The organism is Streptomyces sp. NPDC087787 (genome assembly GCF_044743035.1).
In the GTDB taxonomy this organism is placed as follows: domain Bacteria; phylum Actinomycetota; class Actinomycetes; order Streptomycetales; family Streptomycetaceae; genus Streptomyces.
The window spans coordinates 15,226-34,241 of record NZ_JBIUVQ010000002.1 but is presented as its reverse complement, the minus strand read 5'-3'; the positions used below and the strand labels follow the sequence as shown (position 1 = coordinate 34,241).

Annotated in this window: 17 protein-coding genes and 1 pseudogene; 7 read left to right on the top strand and 11 right to left on the bottom strand. The window is 73.2% G+C overall.

What is annotated here, in order from left to right; all coding sequences use genetic code 11:
- Positions 1 to 46 precede the first annotated feature (46 nt).
- A complete protein-coding gene (locus ACIOWN_RS04200) occupies positions 47 to 940 on the bottom strand; it encodes a M56 family metallopeptidase (protein ID WP_362348602.1) in 894 nt (297 codons plus the stop codon).
- Entirely contained in the window at positions 937 to 1,320 is a 384-nt protein-coding gene (locus ACIOWN_RS04195) for a BlaI/MecI/CopY family transcriptional regulator (protein WP_362348604.1), read from the bottom strand. Before ACIOWN_RS04195 ends, ACIOWN_RS04200 begins: the two co-directional genes overlap by 4 nt.
- A 270-nt stretch (positions 1,321 to 1,590) precedes the next feature.
- On the opposite strand from ACIOWN_RS04195, the gene ACIOWN_RS04190 reads away from it, so the two are divergent.
- Positions 1,591 to 3,078, top strand: a complete 1,488-nt coding sequence (locus ACIOWN_RS04190; RefSeq protein ID WP_401980281.1) for a hypothetical protein — start codon at positions 1,591 to 1,593, stop codon at positions 3,076 to 3,078.
- A 9-nt stretch (positions 3,079 to 3,087) separates the two neighbouring features.
- Here the strand turns inward: ACIOWN_RS04190 and ACIOWN_RS04185 are convergent, their stop codons facing one another.
- Positions 3,088 to 3,816, bottom strand: coding sequence for a phosphatase PAP2 family protein (locus tag ACIOWN_RS04185; protein ID WP_401980280.1), 729 nt, complete (start codon positions 3,814 to 3,816; stop codon positions 3,088 to 3,090).
- Positions 3,813 to 4,415, bottom strand: coding sequence for a phosphatase PAP2 family protein (locus ACIOWN_RS04180; RefSeq protein WP_362348609.1), 603 nt, complete (start codon positions 4,413 to 4,415; stop codon positions 3,813 to 3,815). Before ACIOWN_RS04180 ends, ACIOWN_RS04185 begins: the two co-directional genes overlap by 4 nt.
- A 276-nt stretch (positions 4,416 to 4,691) precedes the next feature.
- Here ACIOWN_RS04180 and ACIOWN_RS04175 point away from each other — a divergent pair.
- Both ACIOWN_RS04175 and ACIOWN_RS04170 read left to right on the top strand, forming a co-directional pair.
- Positions 4,692 to 5,192 (top strand): annotated as a pseudogene (locus ACIOWN_RS04175) (FTR1 family protein); the annotation flags it as partial.
- A 132-nt stretch (positions 5,193 to 5,324) separates the two neighbouring features.
- The gene (locus tag ACIOWN_RS04170) at positions 5,325 to 5,453 is read left to right on the top strand and encodes a DUF5709 domain-containing protein (protein ID WP_401980633.1); all 129 of its coding nucleotides are present in this window, start codon (positions 5,325 to 5,327) and stop codon (positions 5,451 to 5,453) included.
- Between the two features lie 35 nt (positions 5,454 to 5,488).
- Here ACIOWN_RS04170 and sthA read toward each other — a convergent pair whose 3' ends face one another.
- Positions 5,489 to 6,892, bottom strand: a complete 1,404-nt coding sequence (gene sthA, locus ACIOWN_RS04165; protein WP_401980278.1) for a Si-specific NAD(P)(+) transhydrogenase — start codon at positions 6,890 to 6,892, stop codon at positions 5,489 to 5,491.
- A 94-nt stretch (positions 6,893 to 6,986) separates the two neighbouring features.
- Positions 6,987 to 7,193 (bottom strand): hypothetical protein, encoded by a 207-nt coding sequence (locus tag ACIOWN_RS04160; protein ID WP_358729697.1) that lies wholly within the window; start codon positions 7,191 to 7,193, stop codon positions 6,987 to 6,989.
- A gap of 230 nt (positions 7,194 to 7,423) precedes the next feature.
- Here ACIOWN_RS04160 and ACIOWN_RS04155 point away from each other — a divergent pair, with 230 nt between their 5' ends.
- Positions 7,424 to 9,268: a glycoside hydrolase family 15 protein gene (locus tag ACIOWN_RS04155; protein ID WP_401980276.1), complete on the top strand. Its 1,845-nt coding sequence runs from the start codon at positions 7,424 to 7,426 to the stop codon at positions 9,266 to 9,268.
- 46 nt (positions 9,269 to 9,314) lie between these two features.
- Here the strand turns inward: ACIOWN_RS04155 and ACIOWN_RS04150 are convergent, their stop codons facing one another.
- From ACIOWN_RS04150 to ACIOWN_RS04140, 3 genes are all read right to left on the bottom strand, one after another.
- The gene (locus tag ACIOWN_RS04150; RefSeq protein WP_362348617.1) at positions 9,315 to 12,074 is read right to left on the bottom strand and encodes a SpoIIE family protein phosphatase; all 2,760 of its coding nucleotides are present in this window, start codon (positions 12,072 to 12,074) and stop codon (positions 9,315 to 9,317) included.
- A gap of 70 nt (positions 12,075 to 12,144) precedes the next feature.
- On the bottom strand, positions 12,145 to 12,837 hold the full coding sequence (locus ACIOWN_RS04145) for a GAF and ANTAR domain-containing protein (RefSeq protein ID WP_362348619.1): 693 nt from the start codon (positions 12,835 to 12,837) through the stop codon (positions 12,145 to 12,147).
- Between the two features lie 192 nt (positions 12,838 to 13,029).
- Positions 13,030 to 13,503 (bottom strand): hypothetical protein, encoded by a 474-nt coding sequence (locus tag ACIOWN_RS04140; RefSeq protein ID WP_362348620.1) that lies wholly within the window; start codon positions 13,501 to 13,503, stop codon positions 13,030 to 13,032.
- A 207-nt stretch (positions 13,504 to 13,710) separates the two neighbouring features.
- Between ACIOWN_RS04140 and ACIOWN_RS04135 the strand changes: the two genes are divergently transcribed.
- Positions 13,711 to 14,184 (top strand): SRPBCC family protein, encoded by a 474-nt coding sequence (locus ACIOWN_RS04135; protein ID WP_362348621.1) that lies wholly within the window; start codon positions 13,711 to 13,713, stop codon positions 14,182 to 14,184.
- A 2-nt stretch (positions 14,185 to 14,186) separates the two neighbouring features.
- On the opposite strand, the gene ACIOWN_RS04130 is transcribed toward ACIOWN_RS04135, so the two are convergent.
- Both ACIOWN_RS04130 and ACIOWN_RS04125 read right to left on the bottom strand, forming a co-directional pair.
- Positions 14,187 to 15,071: a fructosamine kinase family protein gene (locus ACIOWN_RS04130; protein WP_362348623.1), complete on the bottom strand. Its 885-nt coding sequence runs from the start codon at positions 15,069 to 15,071 to the stop codon at positions 14,187 to 14,189.
- Positions 15,068 to 15,532: a low molecular weight protein-tyrosine-phosphatase gene (locus ACIOWN_RS04125; RefSeq protein ID WP_362348624.1), complete on the bottom strand. Its 465-nt coding sequence runs from the start codon at positions 15,530 to 15,532 to the stop codon at positions 15,068 to 15,070. The genes ACIOWN_RS04130 and ACIOWN_RS04125 overlap by 4 nt, the downstream gene beginning before the upstream one ends.
- Positions 15,533 to 15,974: 442 nt before the next feature.
- On the opposite strand from ACIOWN_RS04125, the gene ACIOWN_RS04120 reads away from it, so the two are divergent.
- Together ACIOWN_RS04120 and ACIOWN_RS04115 are read left to right on the top strand one after the other, a co-directional pair.
- Positions 15,975 to 18,254, top strand: a complete 2,280-nt coding sequence (locus tag ACIOWN_RS04120) for a catalase (protein WP_362348626.1) — start codon at positions 15,975 to 15,977, stop codon at positions 18,252 to 18,254.
- Positions 18,255 to 18,449: 195 nt separating this feature from the next.
- Positions 18,450 to 18,980, top strand: coding sequence for a hypothetical protein (locus ACIOWN_RS04115; protein WP_362348627.1), 531 nt, complete (start codon positions 18,450 to 18,452; stop codon positions 18,978 to 18,980).
- Positions 18,981 to 19,016: the final 36 nt, after the last annotated feature.

Genomic DNA, 19,016 nt, shown 5'->3' with positions numbered 1-19,016 from the left:
GACAGCCGGCCCGGGAAACGCCGTCGGCCCCTGGAGCGCCGTCGGGCTACGGCACGACGTGCGCCAGCAGTCGCAGCAGGTCGCCCGTGGCGTCGGCGGCGCCCAGGGCGGTCAGTGCGCCGAGGGCGAGGACGGCCGCAGCGACGGAACGCAGGTGCGGCGGCGGGGCGGACTGGAGGGCCGCGATACGCCGGGTGACGGCACGGTCGGTGAAGCCAAGCCCGCACGAGGGCTCCGCCCGCCCGGCCGTGAGCGCCGCGCGGGCGAGCGCGCGGGCGGTGGTGGTGCGGTCCCCGACCGCCGCGGCGGCCCGCTCGTCCGCCCAGCGCTCGACGAGGAAGGCCACCTGGTCGCGCACCGGACCGAGCAGCGGGTTGGCCGCGAAGGCCAGCGTGGCCGCGGTCACCAGCAGCGCGTGCCGGTGCGCCAGATGGGCGCGCTCGTGGGTGAGCAGCACCCGGCGCTCGACGGGTTCCAGCGCGCGGAGCATCGCCGCGGTGACCAGGATCCGGCCCGGCGAGCCGGGAATGGCGAACGCCCGCGGCACGGGCGAGGCGGCGACGACGAGTTCGGTGTCCCCGGGCTGCCCCTCGCACAGCCGCCGCAGTGCGCGGCGCGTGGTGCACTCGGCGCGGACGGCACGCCACAGCCGGTGGGCGATCAGCGCGAGGGCCGGGCAGGCGGCGATCCCGATGGCCTCGGGCACCGGCTCCGGGATCGGGTGGCCGGCCGCCCGGGCCCCGGCGACGAACGGCGGGGCGTCGTCGAGGAGGGTGGCGGCCAGCAGGACCAGGGACCAGACGGTGGCGGCGGCCGACACCGCGGCGGCGGCGGTCAGCACGCGCGCCGCCTGGGCCGGAGCCACCCGCCGGCCGACAGCGGGGCTGATCGCGGCGAGCAGCACGGACAGCGCCAGGGGGGTGTAGACGTCGACCGTCACGCGGCTCCCCCGGCGAGCAACTCGCGCAGGGCCCGCTCCTCCTCGGGGCTCAGCCCGGTCACGAACTGCTGGAGGGCGGCGATCGGATCGGGGCCCCGGTCCAGGGCGTCGTGCATCGCCTGGGCGGTCAGTTCGGCCGCGTTCTTGGCCGGCCGGTAGGCACCCCGCCGCCCGTCCACCTCGCGCAGTACAAGGCCCTTGTCGTACAGGCGCTTGAGGATGGTGTGCACGGTGTTGTAGGCCAGGCCTCCGCCGATCTCCAGCTGGATCTCGGCCGGGGTGAGCGGGTGGTCCGTGGACCACAGAGCCGCGAGGACCTCGCTCTCCAACTCGCCCGGACTGCGCCGTTCCACCCTGCCGTGAGGCCCTCTTCCAGCCATGCCCTCAACCTTACAGCGCGTAGGGGGTTCAGGCGTCCGGCGGCGTCCCGCACGGCACGTGGGCGCGGCGCGGGTTAGTTTGTCCCTGTTCCCCCCGATGTCATGGCTGTTTTGCTGATGTCGACCCCCTTCTTCTCTTCCGTTGTCCCGTTCTCCCGTTGTCCTGCTTGTTTCTCTGACGTCCCACCTGGTTCCTGCTTACCTGGTTCCGCGCCGCGGCGCGGAACGCGGGGAGTCCGAAACCCCGCGGTACGGGGGTGAGGGATGGAGATGGCCGACAGTACGCACGCCATACCCGCCGGGACGCGGCGAGCCGGACCGAGACCCGGCCCGGTCCGCGTCCACCGCGCCCGCGGCGACACCCTCGTGGCCGCCGCCTTCACCCTCGCCCAACTCCTCCTGGTCCGCCCCGCCATGGGCCTCGGCTGGGACGAGTCCATCTACGTCAGCCAGGTCAGCGCCCACGCGCCGGCCGCCTACTTCAGCGCCCCGCGCGCCCGCGGCGTCTCGCTGCTCGTCGCGCCGGTCGCCTCCTGGTCGTCCTCCACCGTGCTGCTGCGCGTCTACCTCGCGGTACTCTCCGGGCTCGCCCTGTACTTGGCGTTGCGCGTGTGGCGGCACCTGTTCGGCTCCGGCGTCCTGGCCCTGGCCGGCGCCCTGTTCGCCTCCCTGTGGGTGACGCTGTTCTACGGTCCGCAGGCCATGCCCAACTACTGGGTCGCCATCGGCGCCCTCGCCTGCGCGGGCTGCTTCCTGCGCGCCCGGACCGCCCCGCGGGATCACGCCGCACTGGGGGGCCTGGCGGGCGGCGCCGCCCTCATGGCGCTGATGCGTCCCATGGACGCCGTCTGGGCGGTCCTGCCCCTGCTCGTGCTCGCGCTGCTGGAGCGGCACGGGAAGCCGCTCGCCGCGCTGCTCGCCGGACTGGTCGCCGGGTCCGCCGAATGGGTGATCGAGGCGTTCGTCAGCTACGGCGGCCTGTTGCAGCGGCTCTCCGACGGCTCCGCCATACAGGGCGGCCTGGGCTGGCACTTCGCGGTGGCCGACCAACTGCGCAGCCTGGGCGGGCGCGCGCTGTGCCGGCCGTGCACCGGAGCGCAGCCCAACCCGGCCGTCACCGCCTGGTGGTACGTCCTGCCGCTGCTCGCCCTGCTGGGCCTCGTCCTCGCCGTACGCGCCCGGCGGACCCCGCCCACGCTGATCGCGCTGGCCTGCGCCGCCACTGCCGCCTTCCCCTACCTGTTCCTGATCGGATACGCGGCCCCCCGCTTCCTGCTGCCCGCCTACGTCCTGCTCGCGCTCCCGGCCGCCGACGCACTCGTCCACCTCGTCGGGGCGCCGAACGGCAGACGGCGGCGCCTCGCCGTGTCCCTGGTCGCCCTCGGCCTCGCCGGGCACCTGGCCGTGCAGTACGCCGTACTCGCCCACACCGTCCACCGCACCACCGCCGACCGCCGCGTCTGGTCCGGCACCGCCGCCACGCTGCACGGCCTCGGGGTGCGCCCGCCCTGTCTGCTCGCCGGTGAGGAGGCCATTCCGATCGCCTTCTACACCGGCTGCGGCTCCGCCTCGACCTCGGGCCCCAACACCAACAGCACCCCGGCGGCCATCGAACAGGCCGCCCGGAGCCTGCCGGTCGCCGTCCTCACCACGGCCGACGGCACCCCACCGGCGTACGCCCGCACCTGGCCCTCCCACCGCTACGGCGACCTGCGCCTGTACGTCGCCCCGCGGGCGCGCGACAGCAGCGGTCTCTGAGGTTGGATGTCACGCGGGGTGCGATCGTCCGCCATCCCCCGGGCCCCGGCCCGCATGCTCCGCCGCCGGTTCCTCGGTTCTCCTCTTCAGTCCGGACGCGAGGCCGACGGGCAGCCACTGGGCCGCCGCTCCCAGGCACAGCCCGAGCCAGCCCGCGGCGAACAGCCAGCCGCCGATCACGTCGGTGAACCAGTGGACCCCGAGGTACACCCGGGTCAGCCCCACCAGCGCGCCCCAGCAGCCGACGACGAGGCAGCCCGCCGTACGGCCGTGCGGGGCGCGTACGGTCACCGCCAGGATCACCAGCCCGGCGGTCAGCGCCGAGGTGGTGGTGTGCCCGGACGGGAACGACCAGCCCGAGGCGTGGGCCGCCCAGTCCTGCCGCGGTGGACGCGGCCGGGCCACCAGTTCCATCACGGCGTACCGCACGGCCTGACCCGCCAGCAGGCAGCCGAGTCCGGCAGCGGCCGCCGCCGCACGCTGCCGGACCGTGCGGCCGACGGCGAGGCCGGCCAGTGCGACGAGCAGGTACGGGACGGCACCGGTCCCGGTGGCGGTGAGCCCGCGGGCAACCGCCACCGCCACCGCCGGGCGGTGCCCCAGGGACCAGGAGAGCAGCGTGCCGTCCACGGACAGGGGACCGCCGTGGCCGGCGACGACCAGGCCGAGCAGGGCGAACGCCGCCCAGGCGCCGAGCCCCACGCTGCCCGCGAGGCCGGGGGTCTCCCGGGGCCTCATGCCACCAGCAACGGCCGCAGCCGGGTCGCGGCCAGGCGCCGGGCGAGTGTCTCCGGCCGTCGCAGCAGCGCCTTCATCACCACGTAGGCCACGAGGGCGCCGGTCAGGAGCCCGGCCGCCACGTCGTGCGGATAGTGGGCGCCGACCCAGACCCGGGAGGCGGCCATCGCGACGGCGGCCAGGCAGGCGACCGCGCCGAGCCGGCGCGAGATCACGAGCAGCGCCACCGCGGCCGCGGCGGCGATCGCCGCGTGATTGCTGGGGAAGGACCAGTCGGTGCGGGCCGGACAGGACTCCAGGGTGACCACGTGCAGCGTGCGGCACGGGCGTATCTCGTGCACGAGCAGCTTCACCAGCGAGTTGACGCCATAGGCGAGGACCACGACGAGCGGCACCGCCAGGGCCGCGACCGCCGCCCGGGCACCCACCCGGCGAGAACGCCACCAGGCAGCCGCCATCAGCACGGCGAACACGGCCAGGCCGTAGGCCGACCACGCCGTCACCATGTCGTCCCACCATGCGGGGGAGCGGCGGGCCAGCTCCACCACGTAGGAGTACAGGGAGCCGTCGATGGACGAGCCCGACAGGGCGAGGATCATCCGCGCGCCTCCTTGTTCCTCGATCTTCGCGGTGTTCTTCGTTCTCCGCGACCGGGCGACTACAAATCTGTAGACCGTCTACGTCACTGTAGACGATAAAGGCTTCCGGGGCGTTCCTGTGATCGCTCGAACGAGTGAAGTGTGAGCCGACCGAGGACTCCCCTCATGACCAGTCGACCACACACCTGGGGTCATGATGGATCACCAAGTTAGGCGTGCCTTCACTAACCCGGCCCCGGAGTGGCCGGGGCGGTGTGCCAGGGAGGACCGTACGGCATGTCGGACGACGCGTTTCCGAGTTTCCTGATCGGACTGCGAGAGGGACTCGAAGGCGGACTGATCGTCTCCATCCTGGTCGCCACCCTGGTCAGGGCCGGAGCCAAGTCCCGGCTGCCGCAGGTGTGGACCGGCGTCCTCGCGGCCATCGCGCTCGCGATGAGCTTCGGCGCGGTGCTCACCTTCACGGCGGCCTCACTGTCCGCGACCGCGCAGGAGGCGCTCGGCGGCGCCCTCAGCGTCGTGGCCGTCGCGTTCGTCACCGCCATGGTGTTCGGGATGCGCCGCTCGGCCCGCGGCCTCTCCGGTGAGATCAAGGAGAAGGTGACCGGCGCGCTCGGCATGGGCGCGGGCGTGCTGATCCTCACCTCGTTCCTCGCGGTGGGCCGCGAGGGCCTGGAGACGGCCCTGTTCCTGTGGACCACCGCCCGCGCGGCCGGCGAGTCCGCGGGACCGCTGACGGGCGCCGGGATCGGCCTCGTCCTGGCGGCCGGCCTGTGTCCGCCTGACGGACGCGGGACCTCTCCTCCCGCCGGCCGGAGTGATTGGGACGGACCCTGCGGGAAACGCGGACGACGACACGCACAGAGTCCGCACGCACGCAGTCCGCCAGGGAGGAACCCGTGAGCACCGATCCGATGGCCGACGACGCCTACCAGCCCACCGGGGAAGGGCGTCGACGCGGGAGCCGCCGGCGCCGAGGAGGCCGCCGTGCACATCGTCGACGACGACACGCTGCCGGACGACGGCACCGAGCCCTGACCCGGCCCCGGGCAGTCCCCGAGCCGGCCCCCGGGTCAGTCTCCGATCCGGTCGATCTGCCGCAGCTTGTTCGTCGCGTCCAGGGCGGCCACCTTGTACGACTCCGCGAGCGTCGGGTAGTTGAACACCGCGTCCACCAGGTAGTCCACGGTGCCGCCGCAGCCCATCACCGTCTGCCCGATGTGGATGAGTTCGGTCGCCCCCGCGCCGAAGCAGTGCACGCCGAGCAGCGTGCGGTCCTCCGGCGAGACCAGCAGCTTCAGCAACCCGTGCGAGTCGCCGATGATCTGCCCGCGGGCCAGCTCGCGGTAGCGGGAGACACCCACCTCGAACGGCACCCGGTCCTCGGTGAGCTGGTCCTCGGTCCGCCCGACGAAGCTGATCTCAGGGATCGTGTAGATGCCGATCGGCTGAAGGCCGAGCATCCTGCCGACCGGCTCACCGCAGGCGTGGTACGCCGCCGCCCGCCCCTGTTCCATCGAGGTCGCCGCGAGCGCGGGGAAGCCGATCACGTCGCCGACCGCGTAGATGTGCGGCACCTGCGTACGGTAGTGCTCGTCGACCGCGATCCGGCCCCGCGCGTCGGCGCTCAACCCGGCCTTCTCCAGGTCGAGTCCGTCGGTGAGGCCCTGCCGGCCCGCCGAGTACATCACCGCGTCGGCCGGTATCCTCTTGCCGCTCTCCAGCACGGTGAGCGTGCCGTGCTCGTGCCGCTCCACCGCGGCCACCGTCTCCCCGAAGCGGAAGGTGACGGCGAGGTCCCGCAGGTGGTAGCGGAGCGACTCCACGATCTCGACGTCGCACATGTCGAGCATGCCCGGACGCCGCTCCACGACGGTCACCCTGCTGCCGAGCGCGGCGAACATGGAGGCGTACTCCATCCCGATCACCCCCGCGCCGACGATGACCATCGACTGCGGCACCCGCTCCAGCGTGAGCACGTTGTCGGAGTCCATGATGGTGCGCCCGTCGAACTGCACGCTGTCCGGCCGGGCCGGCCGGGTTCCGGTCGCGATGACGATGTGTTCGGCGGTCAACAGCTTTTCCTCGCCGGTCACTTCGCGCAGCGCGACGGTGTGGTCGTCGACGAAGCGGCCGGTACCGGCGAGCAGGGACACATGGTTGCGGGAGAGCTGGCTGCGGATGACGTCGACCTCGCGGCCCACCACGTGCTGGGTGCGCGCGGTCAGGTCGGCGACGGTGATGTCCTCCTTCAGCCGGTAGCTCTGACCGTACAGATCGCGCTGGCTGAGCCCGGTGAGATAAAGCACCGCCTCGCGCAGGGTCTTGGAGGGAATGGTTCCGGTGTGGATCGAGACCCCGCCGACCATGTCGGGGCTGTCGACGACAGCCACTCGGCGGCCCAGCTTGGCCGCGGCGATGGCGGCCTTCTGGCCGCCCGGTCCGGATCCTATGACGATCATGTCGAAGTCGGGCACGCCCCGGAGTCTGGCAGAGCGGTGCCCCCCGGCGAAAGGGACGAGAGGAAGGGACCGGAGCGTCAGAACTCCGGTCCCTTCCGGCTCCGGCCTTCTACGGCAGCAGCTTGTCGAGGGCGGCCGGGCCCTCCGTCTCGATCTTGCGCTTGGCCCACTCCAGGTTGCGCGGGGTGATGTCGCGGCCCGCGGCCAGCACCACGTCCTCGGGCGAGACGTCGGTGCCGGTGCGGGCGTGCAGCATGTCGTCCGGGGTGCACCGCTCCCCGGGCTCGCGGGATGCGTCGGGTTGTGACGTCGACATGTGGCCTCCTCGGGTCCGGCCCGGTCCCCGCCCGGGTCCGGGATGCGGCCCTCGTACTGCGGGAGCGGGACCTCCTCCCACGATTGCCCGTCGGACGGCACCCTGCATCCGGAAGGCCGCTCCTAAGCTGGAGGGGAAACTGCGCGAAAGCCGGACGGACCGCGACAACCGCGACACCGGTCCGCACGGGAAGCAGTGAGCGCACGGCGCGGGGACAGGAGGCAGCCGCGATGGCCGGCACCCGAATCCGAGAGCCCGACACGGGCGCACCCGGCTACGTTCCGATCGCCGACCACGGCCTGATCGGCGACCTGCGCACTGTGGCCCTCGTAGGCACCGACGGCACGATCGACTGGTACTGCTGCCCCTCCTTCGACGCCCCGAGCGTCTTCGCCGCGATCCTGGACGCCGAGCGCGGCGGCCGCTTCGAACTCGCCGCGGCCGACGCGGCGCGCACCAAGCAGTTCTACTTCCCCGACACCAACGTGCTGATCACGCGCTTCTTCACCGAGGACGGCGTCGGCGAGGTGCAGGACTTCATGCCGGTGAGCGGAGACCGGCGGGGATCCGCCGAGACCGAACGGCACCGGCTCATCCGGCGCGTGCTGTGCGTACGCGGCACCCTGCCGTTCCGGGCCCGGGTGGCCCCCCGCTTCAACTACGGCGCCGACCCGCACACCGTCCGCGTGGAGGGCTGCACGGCCCTGTTCGAGTCGGCGACCCTGTCCCTCGCCCTGACGTCCACCGTGCCCCTGGAGAACGACGGCACGGACCTGCGGGCGGACTTCAAGCTCGCCGAGGGCGAGTCGGCTGTCTTCGCCCTGGACCAGGTCGGCGGCGAGGTGGCCCCACGGCGGTGCGCCCATGCCGAGGCCGAGGACCAGTTCTGCGCCACGGTCGCCTACTGGCGCCGCTGGCTCGCCCAGTCCCGCTACCGCGGTCGCTGGCGGGAGATGGTCCACCGCTCCGCCCTGACCCTGAAACTGCTCACCTACGCCCCGACCGGCGCCATCGTCGCCGCGCCCACCACGAGCCTGCCCGAGCGGGTCGGCGGTGAGCGCAACTGGGACTACCGCTACGTCTGGGTGCGCGACGCCGCGTTCGCCGTCTACGCGCTGCTGCGCCTCGGCTTCGCCGGCGAGGCGGAGGCGTTCATGCGCTTCGTGACCCGGCACATCAGCCCGGGCGACGGCAAGGCGACCGGCCCGCTGCAGATCATGTACGGCATCGACGGCCGCACCGAGCTGCCCGAACGCGAACTCGGCCACCTGGAGGGACACCGGGGCTCCGCGCCCGTGCGGGTCGGCAACGCCGCCGCCGACCAGCTCCAGCTCGACATCTACGGCGCCCTGATCGACTCGATCTACCTCTTCGACAAGTGGGCCCAGCCGATCTCCAGCGCCCAGTGGGACGACGTGTCCGCGCTGGCGGAATGGGTCTGCGAGCACTGGGACCAGCCCGACGAGGGGGTGTGGGAGACCCGCGGCGGCCGGCGGAACTTCCTGTACTCGCGCCTGATGTGCTGGGTGGCCGTCGAACGCGCCATGCGGCTGGCCAACCGCCGCGGTCTGCCCGCCGACCTGCCCCGCTGGCGGCAGTGCCGGGACGCCGTCTACCGCCGCATCATGGACCGCGGCTGGTCCGCCGGGCGGCAGGCCTTCGTCCAGTGCGAGGACGGCGACGTCCTGGACGCCGCCGTGCTGATGATGCCGCTGGCGAAGTTCATCGCGCCGACCGACCCCAAGTGGCTGTCCACCCTCGACGCGCTGACCGAGGACCTGGTGTCCGACTCGCTCGTCTACCGCTACGACCCCCAGGCCAGCCCCGACGGGCTGCGCGGCGACGAGGGCACGTTCTCCATCTGCTCGTTCTGGTACGTCGAGGCCCTCACCCGGGCCGGCCGTCTCGACGAGGCCCGCCTCGCCTTCGAGAAGATGCTCACCTACGCCAACCACCTCGGCCTGTACGCGGAGGAGATCGGCCCCACCGGCGAGCAGCAGGGCAACTTCCCCCAGGCCTTCACACACCTGTCCCTGATCAGCGCGGCCTACAACCTCGACCGCGCCCTGGGCTGACGCCGCGCCTCGGCCCCCCGTGGCGTCAGCCGGCGACAGAGGTCTCTCAGGGCAGCGGCTGTTTTGCCCAGATGACCTTGCCGGTCGGCGTGTACCGGGTGCCCCACCGCTCGGCGAGCTGCGCCACGAGGAACAGCCCGCGGCCCCCCTCGTCCGTGCTCGCCGCGTAGCGCAGATGCGGCGAGGTGCTGCTGCTGTCGAAGACCTCGCAGATCAGGGAGCGGTCGCACAGCACCCGGACACGGATGGGCTCGGCGCCGTAACGGATCGCGTTGGTGACCAGCTCGCTGAGGATCAGCTCGGTGGCGAACGTCAGCTCCTCGAGACCCCACTCCACCAGCCGCCGGCTCACCGTCGCGCGTACGTCCCCGACCGCCGACGCCTCCCCGGGCACATCCCACTCGGCCACCTGCCCGGGGCCCAGTGCCCGGGTGCGGGCCACGAGCACCGCGATGTCGTCCACCGGCCGGGACGGCCGGACGTCCAGGACGGCCCGGCACGTGTCCTCCGGGGACTCGCCGGCGGAGGCGAGAGCGGTGCGCAGCTGGGCCAGCCCGGTGTCGATGTCCCGTTCCCGGTCCATCACGAGCCCGTCGGTGTACAGGACCAGCCGGCTCCCTTCGGCCAGCTCCAGCTCCGCCGTCTCGAACGGCAGCCCGCCCAGCCCGAGCGGAGGACCGGCGGGCAGGTCGGGGAACGTCACGTCCCCGTCGGGCCCGACCACGGCGGGCGGCGGATGGCCGGCGCGGGCGACCGCGCAGCGGCGCGAGACAGGATCGTAGATCGCGTACAGGCAGGTCGCGCCGGTGACGGGCACACCGGAACTGTCGGCCGTCTCGTCCTGGTCGATACGGCAGACCAGTTCGTCCAGCAGCCCGAGCAGCTCGTCGGGCGGCAGGTCCAGGGCGGAGAAGTTGCTGACCGCGGTCCGCAGCCGGCCCATCGTGGCCGCGGCGTGCAGCCCGTGACCGACCACGTCCCCGACGACGAGCGCGACCCGCGCCCCGGACAGCGGCAGCACGTCGAACCAGTCGCCGCCCACGCCCGCCTGCGCGGGCAGATAGCGGGAGGCGACGTCCAGCGCGTTCTGCTCGGGCAGGCTGCGCGGCAGCAGACTGCGCTGGAGGGCGACCGCCAGCCCGTGCTCGCGGGTGTAGCGGCGGGCGTTGTCGATGGAGACCGCCGCCCGGGCCACCAGCTCCTCGGCGAGGGCCAGCTCCTCGGTGTCGAAGGGCTCGTCCTTCTCCGACCGCCAGAAGCTGACCAGGCCGAGGAGCAGGTTGCCCGCCCGCACGGGCACGGCGATCAGCGAGTGGATGCCGGACGCCAGCACCCGCCCGGTGCGCTCGGTGTCCTGTGCCTGCCAGCCCGGGGCCGCCTCAAGACGGGGTTCGAGGACCGGCCGGCGGGACTTGAGACCGAGCGCCTGCGGAGTGGAGGGAACGAAGCGGATCTCCTGGCCCAGCGGGTACAGCGGTGTGTCCTCGCGGATCCCGGCGAAAGCGGTGCGGCGCAGCGCGGCCCCCGGATCCGGGTCCTCGCCGGCCAGCACGGCGTCGTACAGATCCAGGGTCGCGAAGTCCGCGAACCGGGGAACGGCGACCCGGACGAGTTCCTCGGCGGTCCGGGTCACGTCCAGGGTCGTGCCGACGCCCACGCCGGCGTCGTAGAGCAGACTGAGGCGTTCCCGTGCCTTCTCCGCCCGGCCGGACAGAGCGCGCAGCTCCGTGGAGTCGCGCAGCGTGGCCACACTGCCCGACGGGCCGCCCGCCATCTCCGTGGGCCGCTGGTTGATCGCGAGCAGCCGGTCGCCGACCAGGCGCACCTCGTCGGTGGCCCTCCGGCCGGAGGCCAGCAGCTCAGCGGTCCGGGGGTCGAGTCCGAGGTCGAGCACGGGGCGGCGCTCGGCGTCCTCGGGCAGGCCGAGCAGATGCCGCGCCTCGTCGTTGGCCAGCAGCAGTCTTCCGTCGTCGCCGACGATGATCACGCCTTCCCGGACCGAGTGCAGCACCGCGTCGTGGTGCTCGTACATCCGGGTCATCTCCCGCGGGCCGAGCCCGTGGGTCTGGCGCAGCAGCCGGCGGGTGACCAGAGCGGTGCCCGCCGTGGCGAGGGCGAGGGCCACGGCAGCGGCGCTCAGCACCACCGGCAGCTGCCGGTCCGCCAGGCCACCGACGTTCCTGGTGGTGATGCCGGCCGACACCAGGCCCACCACCTTGCCGTCCGGCGCTCGGATCGGCACGACGGCCTGCACCAGCGGCCCGAGGGTTCCGTCGACCTGTTCGACGACGGTGCGGCCGGCCAGCGCGGGCTGCAAGGTGCCGACGAACCTCTTGCCGATGCGGTCCGGCTCGGGGTGGGTGTAGCGGACTCCGTGGGTGTTCATCACGACGACGAAGTCGACGTGCGCGTCCTTGCGGGCCGCCTCGGCCCGCGGTTGCAGCACCGCCGTCGGGTTGGGGGCGGCGAGCGCCTCCCGGACTCCCGGCGCGTTGGCGAACGTCTCGGCGACGGCGAGCGAGCGGTTGCGGGCCTCGTCGTCGCTGTCGTGCCGCACCTGGAGCACCAGTGCCACCACGGCGGCCGCGACCAGCAGCAGCACGATGGCGACCTGGAGCAGGAACACCTGTCCCGCGACGCTGCGCCCGCCGAGGGCCGAGCGCAGCGCGAACGGTCTGTTCCCGCCCGTGCGGCCATGCCCGGAACGCCCGCGCGCCTGCCCGGCCGGGCCGGACGCGAGCTCTGGACGCCGTCGATGGGGACGGCGGGCCGACCGGGAGCCGGTGCGACCCGGGAGTCGGACCATGAGCCATGTCTACACTGCCGCGCCCCGTGAGGCGAGAGGCAGTGCCCGGCCGTGCCGCGTCGCTGCGGTGTCAGGCTTCCTTGTGGGCGTCGGTGCGGATGGTCTGGGCGAGGTCGCGGATCTTGATGTTGTGGTGCTGGGAGATGCGGCGCAGCACGGCGAAGGCGTCCTCCTCGCTCAGGCCGTGCCGCTCCCGCAGGATGCCCATGGCCTCGCCGATGGCGTGCCGGGTCTCCAACGCGTGTTCGAGCTGGTCGACGGTTCTGGCACCCGCCACGGCGACGGCGGCGTGCGAGGCGAGCAGCCAGCCCGCTGTCTCGCTGTCCTTGGTGAAGGAGCCGGGACGGCCGGAGTACAGGTTGAGTGCCCCGAAGTCCTGGTCCTGGGTGTACAGCAGGAAACCCATCATGCTGCCGATGCCCAGGTCGCGGGCGGCCGGCGCGTACCGCGGCCACGCCGGCTGCGGCGTGGTGAGGTCGGCGATGCGGAACAGCCGGTCCCCGTCGACGCGGCGGGCCGCGTCGAAGCAGGGCCCCTCGCCCGTCTCGCCCTGCAACCGGTCGGACTCCACGACCAGGTCCCCACTGGCGGCCAGCGTCACGGCGCGCCCCTTGCGCACCGCCAGGATCCCGGAGGCCTCGCACCCGTCGATCAGCTCGACGGCCGCCCGGACGATCTCGTCGAGCGTCTCCTGAGTGGAGTCCTGGGCCAGCAGGCGCCGGGCGAGCTGGGCCATCTGCTCGGCGAAGCCACGCCAGTCCATCCGCACCCGCCCTTCTCGCAGCCGCGCGCACCGGTGCGCACAGGGCGGCGCTCTCAAGCGCCCGTATTCGCAGCGTACCCCGCGGTCACCCGCGTACCCGGGTGGCGCCGATCATGGTCCGCGCAGGCCCGTGCCCCGGCCCGGCGAGGGCGGTGCCCCGGCCCGCGCGGGGCCGGGGCACCGCCCACGGGGTCAGGCGCCCCACGTGCCCTGGTTGACGGCGCAGTTCCAGCCGGAGCCGTGCAGGGCGAACTTCACCTTGTAGCTCCTGGTGTTCAGCAGGTGGGTCCGGACCTTGAAGCCGAGGCTCGCCTTGCCCTTGAAGGTCGTGGTGCGGACCGTCACGACCTGCGAGGTCCTGTGGCTGATCTTGCCGCCCTTCGGTGTCGCCGTGCTGAAGCGGATGTTCTTGACGTTGGTGACCGTGAACGTGACGTTCTTGATCTTCTTCGTGGTCTTGCTCTTGATGCCGAAGTACAGGCCGCCGTTCGTCACCCACCCGTTGTGGTCCACGTAGAAACGGGACGGGTAGACGATGTCGATCGGGCAGCCCGAGCTCTGCGGCGCGGCGGTCGCCGCGGAAGCGGCCCCGGCGAGACCCAGCTGAGCGGCGGTGAGGACCCCGGCCGCGGCCAGTGCCGCGACGGTCGTGCGCTTACGGTTCACTGCGGTGACACCTTCCCCCTACGGCCCTCACGGACCGGACCGACATGGCGTACGGCGTCCCCGTGGGACGCCGCGCGCCACTGTGACGGCGTATTTCATAGCACGGCTCAAAAGCGCGGAAGCAACCCCTGGGACTCCAGGGCTACTTGGTGACAAAACCGGGACAATCGTGAGGCACCGCGCCCGGCGCTTGTGTACGTTGCAGCCATGTATGCCACACGGGTCTCACGGCGGGTGCGGGCCACTCCCGCCGCTGTCTACCGGGCCCTCACCGACCCCGGCGCGGTGGCGAGATGGCGCGTCCCCGACGGAATGACCGCCCATGTCCACGAGTTCGACGCCCGTGAGGGCGGCACGTTCCGGGTGTCCCTCTCCTACGACGAGCCGGGCGCCCGGGGTAAGTCGGGTGGCCGCACGGACACCTACCGGGGGCACTTCGCCCGGCTCGTGCCCGGTCGGCTGGTGGTCGAGGTGCTCGCGTTCGAGACCGACGAGGACTCCCTGCACGGCACGATGACGATGACCACGTCACTGGCCGGGGCGGACGGCGGGACGGAGGTCGTGATCGTGCACGAGGGCATCCCCGACGAGGTGCCGCGCGCGGACAACGAGCTGGGGACGCGGATGGCCCTGGACAACCTCGCCCGGCTGGTGGAGAGCCACGCCCGGGACGGCACGTAGGGTCAGCCGCCGACGCCACGGGCCGCGGCGACCGCCTGTTCGGCGTATCCGCGCCCGAAGAGCACCGTGTGCACCAGCAGCGGGAAGAGCTGGTGCAGTCCGACGCGGTCCGCCCAGCCGTCCGCGAGCGGCGCGGCCCGCTGGTATCCGTCCAGTACCCGGTCCAGGTGCGGGCAGCCGAAGAGCTGGAGCATCGCCAGGTCGGTCTCCCGGTGCCCGCCGTGCGCGGCCGGGTCGATCAGCCACACCTCGCCGTCCGCACCCCACAGCACGTTGCCGTTCCACAGGTCGCCGTGGAGTCGCGCGGGCGGCTCGGCGGGACCGGCCCGTTCGGGCAGCCGTTCCAGTGCGCGCTCGATCACGGCCGCCTCGGCGGGGCGCAGGATGCCGTCGTCGGCCGCGCGGCGCAGATAGGGGAGCACCCGGTGCTCGGCGTACCAGCCCGGCCAGTCGGTGCCGGGCACGTTGCGCATCGGCGCGAGCCCGATGTACGCCTCACGCGGGCCGCCTGGCGGGGCGGCACCGAACTCCGGCGCCCCGGCGGCGTGCAGGGCGGCCAGGTCACGGCCGAACCGTTCCGCCGCCCCCGCACCGGGCCGGCCGGCTGGGACCCGGCCGGTGACCAGCCACCGGCGGTCGTGGCCGTGCACGGCGGGGACCCGCACCGCGGCCGCCTCGGCGAGCCAGCGCAGCCCGGCGGCCTCGGCGCGCACCGCCTCCGGCTCATCGCCGCGCTTGACCACGACCGCCCGGCCGTCGTCGAGGGTCACCTCGGCGGGGTTCCCCGCCGACGAGCCCCGTCGGGCCGCCGCACGTCCGGTCAGCCGGGCGGCCGCGGCAGCGGGATCCTCGCCGGAGCCGGAGCCCCGCGGCGGGCCGGCGGTCACGAGGGCAGGCGCTCGCGCACCCAGTCGAGCAGGCCCGGGGTCGCGGCCTCGATCATGGCCAGTACCTCTTCGAAGCCCTCCGGGCCGCCGTAGTACGGGTCGGGCACGTCCAGGTCGCCGGTCGCCCGCGGGTCGAACGAGCGCAGCAGCCGCACCCGGGACGGTTCGTCGACGAGTCGCCGCAGCGCCTTCTCGTGGTCGCGGTCCATGGCCAGGAGAAGGTCGGCGTCCAGATGCTCGGCGCCGACCTGGGCGGCGACGTGTCGCACCGGGTAGCCGCGGCGGATCAGCGCCTCACCGGCCCGCTCGTCGATGGCCTCGCCGACGTGCCAGGGGCCGATGCCGGCACTGCTGACCGAGACCGCGTCCGTGAGCCCCGCCCGGCGCAACCGCTCGGCGAACACCAGCGCCGCGGACGGCGACCGGCAGATGTTCCCGCTGCAGACGAAACAGATGTGCACGGCCCCCAGAGTACGGGCCCCCCTCGGGGGCCGCCGACGGGACGTCGTGGTCCGAAGACTCGCCGGCCGGGCCCGTCGCCCGCACGGCGGAGGCACCCTCGCGACGCCCCCGAACAGGCCGTCAGCGCGCCGCCCAGCAGCTGCCTTGTCCGGGTACGCGCTCCGGGCGGCCGGGGTGCCCGGCGGGGTCACTCCACTGGCGCATACCCGTGCGCCGGTCCCCGGGCCGTGAGAGATTGACAGGACCGATGCCCGTTTCGGGTGCTTTGTTCGCTTGCCTCGCCGGTGTGAGCCCATGCCCGCCGACCCCACGCACCGCCCGCGGTGCCCGTGGCGCGGGCGGCACACGCTCGGCGGCGACCCACGGCGGGCGACCGCCAGTACCCCGACAGCACGCGGCCGCGGTCCACAGCGCACGGCCGACGAGCGGAGGAACGTACGCATGAGCAAGGCCAAGCCGATAAAGCAGGCAGCCCAGAAGATCACCGGCGCCCTGCACGGAGACGGAGCGGGACCGGAGGGGGGCATTCCGGGCAAGCCCGGTTCCGAGTCGCCGTCCCTCGCCGAGCCGACGGACCCGCGGGGGCCGCTGCCGCCGAAGCCGGACCAGACCGGCCCGGACACGTTCTCGCCCACCGGGCAGCCGACGGGCGCTGACCAGGCCGAGATGGCGCAGGCCGGGAGTTACCTGACCACCGCCCAGGGCGCCCGGCTGTACGACACCGATCACTCGCTCAAGGCAGGGCCGCGCGGTCCCGTACTGCTTCAGGACCACCATCTGCGCGAGAAGATCATGCACTTCGACCACGAGCGCATCCCCGAGCGCGTGGTCCACGCCCGCGGCGCGGCGGCGCACGGCACCTTCAAGAGCTACGGCACGGCCGCCTCGGTGACCAGGGCCGCGTTCCTCGCCAAGGATGTCGAGACCCCGGTGTTCGTACGGTTCTCCACGGTGCTCGGCTCCCGGGGCTCGGCCGACACCGTGCGCGACACCCGTGGATTCGCGACCAAGTTCTACACCGGCGAGGGCGTCTTCGACCTGGTCGGCAACAACATCCCGGTCTTCTTCATCCAGGACGCCATCAAGTTCCCCGACGTCATCCACGCGGGCAAGCCCCACCCGGACCGGGAGATCCCGCAGGCGCAGAGCGCACACGACACCTTCTGGGACTTCGTCACCCTGCACACCGAGGCCACCCACCACACCCTGTGGAACATGTCCGACCGGGGCATCCCGCGCTCGTTCCGCACGATGGAGGGCTTCGGCATCCACACCTTCCGCCTGGTCGACGCGGAGGGCCGCACGACCCTGGTGAAGTGGCACTGGAAGCCGAAGCTGGGCGTGCACTCCCTGGTGTGGGAGGAGGCGCAGATCGTCAGCGGCGTCGACCCGGACTTCCACCGCCGGGACCTCGCCGACGCCATCGAGGCGGGCGCGTACCCCCAGTGGGAGCTGGGCATCCAGACCTTCCCCGACAACCCGGAGCAGACCTTCGAGGGCATCGACCTGCTGGACCCGACGAACATCGTGCCCGAGGAACTCGCACCCGTGCAGCCCATCGGCCTGCTCACCCTCGACCGGAACCCGTCGAACTTCTTCGCCGAGACCGAGCAGGTCGCCTTCCATCCCGGCCACCTCGTCCCCGGTATCGACATCACCGACGACCCGCTGCTCGCCGGGCGCCTCTTCTCGTATCTGGACACCCAGATCACCCGCCTGGGCGGCCCCAACTTCGGGCAGATCCCGGTCAACCGCACGCACGCGCCCGTCAACGACATGCTGCGCGACAGCTTCCACCAGACGGCCGTGCACCGGGGCGTCGCCCCCTACCGCCCCAACTCCCTCGACGGCGGCTGTCCGTTCGTCGCGGGCGCGGACACGGGCGCGTACATCGAGGCGCCGGTACGGGTACCGGAGGCGAAGAAGGTCCGGGAGGCGCCAGAGACGTTCGCGGACCACTTCAGCCAGCCGCGCCGGTTCTGGCTCAGCATGAGCCCGGTGGAGCGCGAGCACATCATCGGCGCCTACACCTTCGAACTCGGCAAGTGCTACGAGCAGTCCGTCAAGGAACGCGGTCTTCAGGTCCTGGCCAACGTCGACCCCGAACTGTGCGCCCAGGTCGCCGCCGGCCTCGGTCTGCCCGCGCCCCGGCCCACCGTGCCCCTGGCCGACGTCGCGCCCAGCCCGGCACTGTCCCAGGTCGGGCGCACCTGGCCCACGGAGGGCCGGGTCATCGGCATCGTCGCCGGGCCGGACGGTGACCTGGACGGGGTGCGGGCCGTGCGCGACGCGGTGCTCGCCGCGGGCATGGTGCCGCTCGTCGTCGCGCCGTCCGGCGGGAAGCTCGGCAACGGCGACGGCGCGCTGACCGTTCAGCGCACCTACGCCACCGCGCGGTCCGTGGAGTTCGACGCGATTCTGCTGGCCGGCACGCCGGGTCTGGGCGCCGACGCCTACGGTGCCCGCGACGCCAAGGCCGGCCTGACCGCCGCCCAGCAGCCGACCCACGATCCGCGGGTCGGCCTGCTGCTGTCCGAGGCGTTCCGGCACGGCAAGGCGATCGGCGCGTGGAAGGGCGCCGAGGACGCGCTCGAGGCGGCCGGTGTGCCCGTCGACGCGCCCGGCGTGATCGTCGGCGCCGGCGGTCCCGCCACGCTGGAGGAGATCACGTCCCTCCTCGGCACCCACCGCGTCTGGGAACGCTTCCCCGCCGGGGCCTGACCGGGCCCCGTTCCGTACGGGTATCGGCCTCGGGGCCGCCTTCCGGGCGGGCGCCGCCGCTCATCGTCGTCGGCGCGTGCGAATGTGGCGGAAGCCACGCCCTGGAGGCGGCCTGGGCCATATTCCTCGGCCCGGGTCACGGGCTACCGTTTCACGCAGTCCTTTTTGTCCGTGAACGGCTCGAACGGCCCGGCAGTGCACGAAGTTCTCTCCCCGCTCATCGCAGCGACCACCCACTGGCTGACCAGCGCCTACCCGGCGTCCGGCGGCGCCCTGGCCTCAGCCCTGTGCGAGGCGCAGGCACGCCAGGCGGTGACGGTCGCGGCCCGTCTGCGCTACCCGACGCCGGTGGACGCCGCGCTGGTGATGATGGCCGGCCCCGGCGGCTCGGCCCGCCTCGACTGGATCGCCGGCGCGGACGGCGTCGAGAGCGACGACCCGGACGCGCACGCGTGGCGCACCTGGGTCGACGAGGTCGTACTGAGCTGGGCCGCCTGTCTGCTCACCGACCCCGAACTGGCCTGGCGCGCGGTGGACGCGCTCACCGAGGCGACCGAACCGACCTCCACGCCCCCCGAGTTCCGCCGCCTGGTGACTCCCGACGAGGGCGACCGGCAGGCAGCGGCCCTGCTCCGCCACCCAGACCTCCTGGCGGCGATCTCCGCCCTCCACCACCCCCAGCTCCTCGACCGCCTCGAGGAACAGGGCCAGGCCTTCGCCGCCTGAGAGGTGGCCTTCGGCACCAGGGCGACGCACGTCGTG

Bases quoted from the DNA above. Each gene is read 5' to 3' on its own strand.
- ACIOWN_RS04195 (WP_362348604.1), bottom strand. From the start codon at position 1,320: ATGGCTGGAAGAGGGCCTCACGGCAGGGTGGAACGGCGCAGTCCGGGC.
- ACIOWN_RS04190 (WP_401980281.1), top strand. From the start codon at position 1,591: ATGGCCGACAGTACGCACGCCATACCCGCCGGGACGCGGCGAGCCGGA.
- ACIOWN_RS04185 (WP_401980280.1), bottom strand. From the start codon at position 3,816: ATGAGGCCCCGGGAGACCCCCGGCCTCGCGGGCAGCGTGGGGCTCGGC.
- ACIOWN_RS04180 (WP_362348609.1), bottom strand. From the start codon at position 4,415: ATGATCCTCGCCCTGTCGGGCTCGTCCATCGACGGCTCCCTGTACTCC.
- ACIOWN_RS04160 (WP_358729697.1), bottom strand. From the start codon at position 7,193: ATGTCGACGTCACAACCCGACGCATCCCGCGAGCCCGGGGAGCGGTGC.
- ACIOWN_RS04155 (WP_401980276.1), top strand. From the start codon at position 7,424: ATGGCCGGCACCCGAATCCGAGAGCCCGACACGGGCGCACCCGGCTAC.
- ACIOWN_RS04150 (WP_362348617.1), bottom strand. From the start codon at position 12,074: ATGGTCCGACTCCCGGGTCGCACCGGCTCCCGGTCGGCCCGCCGTCCC.
- ACIOWN_RS04145 (WP_362348619.1), bottom strand. From the start codon at position 12,837: ATGGACTGGCGTGGCTTCGCCGAGCAGATGGCCCAGCTCGCCCGGCGC.
- ACIOWN_RS04135 (WP_362348621.1), top strand. From the start codon at position 13,711: ATGTATGCCACACGGGTCTCACGGCGGGTGCGGGCCACTCCCGCCGCT.
- ACIOWN_RS04120 (WP_362348626.1), top strand. From the start codon at position 15,975: ATGAGCAAGGCCAAGCCGATAAAGCAGGCAGCCCAGAAGATCACCGGC.